Source organism: Spirillospora sp. NPDC047418 (genome assembly GCF_040643275.1).
In the GTDB taxonomy this organism is placed as follows: Bacteria; Actinomycetota; Actinomycetes; order Streptosporangiales; family Streptosporangiaceae; genus Spirillospora.
Map to the genome: position 1 here is coordinate 1 of NZ_JBEYTW010000209.1, position 1,483 is coordinate 1,483.

Sequence of the window (1,483 nt, forward strand, 5' to 3'; positions counted from 1 at the left end):
GCCAGGGCCAGCACGAGGTAGCGAAGCAGCGTCGGGTAGGTCCTGACCTGGGAGTGGTCCAGCCCGAAGGCACAACAACACGCCGCAGGTCAACGGGACGGGTGGCGGGCGGTGAGGGCCTTGCGGATGCGGTTCACCACCTGCCGGGGGGTGCGGAAGAGCCCGTCCTTGTTCACGCGGATGACGACCCAGCCGTCGTCGATCATCCGGCCGTCGCGTTCGATGTCGCGGCTGTACTGGCCGTGGTCCTCCTGGTGGTGCAGTCCCTCGTACTCGATCGCGATCTTCACGGCGGGGTAGGAGAGGTCGGGACGCGCAAGCCAGACGCCCCAGTCGTTGAAGACGTCCTGGTTGGCGACGGGCCGGGGGAGGCCGGCGTCGACGAGCAGCATCCGCAGCCGCGTCTCCGGCGGTGAATCGCTTCGTGGTTCCAGGTGCGTCATCGCGAGCCTTGCCTTTCTGACTCCGCGGCGCCGGTAGCAGTCCTTCAGGAATGCGTTGAGGAGTTCTCGCGTGCTGATCTGCCGCCTCAGCAGGTGGTCGCCCGCGATGATGAGGTCGATGCGGGGCACCGAAGCCGCCAGTTCGAGGAACAGCCGCTCTGGGCCGATCACGCGGCGGTCTTTCAGCTTGCGTACTTGCCCTGCGGGAATCGCGTAGCCGTGCAGCTTTAGCTGCTTGATGCGAGGCACGGTGGATGCCGTGGCGGGTACGGCCGCGTGGACTCGCAGGTCCCTGTCCGGCACCGGCACGTCGTACAGGCGAGCTGCGGTCACCCCGCAGAAGACCGCGTCCGGCGGGAGTATCAGCGCGGCGGCGTCACAGCGGAGCTGGATGGAATCGTCCAGGCTCGCGGGCGCGTACACGTCGTGGAGCACATGCCGGTAGAGCCGGGAACGGAGCTGCTGAGCCGTCACGCCCGCCTGCACCGCCTCAGCCGACCGAAATGGACGATTTCGGAGAGTATGTGGAATATCACGGGGGGTTCTCACCGTCAATTCATAACCGCCGCAGCACCCCGCCGCACGTCCCGTGACTGGGCCGTATCCCACTCGTTGATCTGCGGCGTGTTGTTGTTATCAAGCGCCTCAAAACAACAACACGCCGCAGATCAACAAACCCTGCCGGACGCGTCGGAAGCGTTGGACGCGCCGGAAGTGTCGGAAGTATCGGACGCACCGGAAGTATCGGACGCGCTGAACGCGCTGGACGCGTCGGACGTCGCCGCGTTCCCGTCAGGGGATGTCGAGGCTGCCGTGGTGCCGCATTTGAGAGCCTGCCAAGGCGCCGTGGATCGGCATGCGGAGACTCGGTGACCGCCTCGCCCACGACTTCGGATCGCGCAACGAGCCGGCCTCGTCCGACCACCGGGCCAGCACGCACGAGGCCGCGCCCTGCGACACGTCACCACCCCCGAGCCCCGCCCCTCCCCCGTGTTGATCTGCGGCGTGTTGTTGTTATGGGGGCGTCCATAACAACAACA

2 protein-coding genes are annotated in these 1,483 nt (G+C 66.6%); one reads left to right on the plus strand and one right to left on the minus strand.

The annotated features are described in order from the left end of the window. Nucleotides 1–89: 89 nt before the first annotated feature. Nucleotides 90–917 (minus strand): putative endonuclease domain-containing protein, encoded by an 828-nt coding sequence (locus ABZ806_RS45070; protein ID WP_500226144.1) that lies wholly within the window; start codon nucleotides 915–917, stop codon nucleotides 90–92. 138 nt (nucleotides 918–1,055) lie between these two features. Here ABZ806_RS45070 and ABZ806_RS45075 point away from each other — a divergent pair, with 138 nt between their 5' ends. Then, complete coding sequence (locus tag ABZ806_RS45075) at nucleotides 1,056–1,316, plus strand: hypothetical protein (protein WP_500226145.1); 261 nt, start codon at nucleotides 1,056–1,058, stop codon at nucleotides 1,314–1,316. Nucleotides 1,317–1,483: the final 167 nt, after the last annotated feature.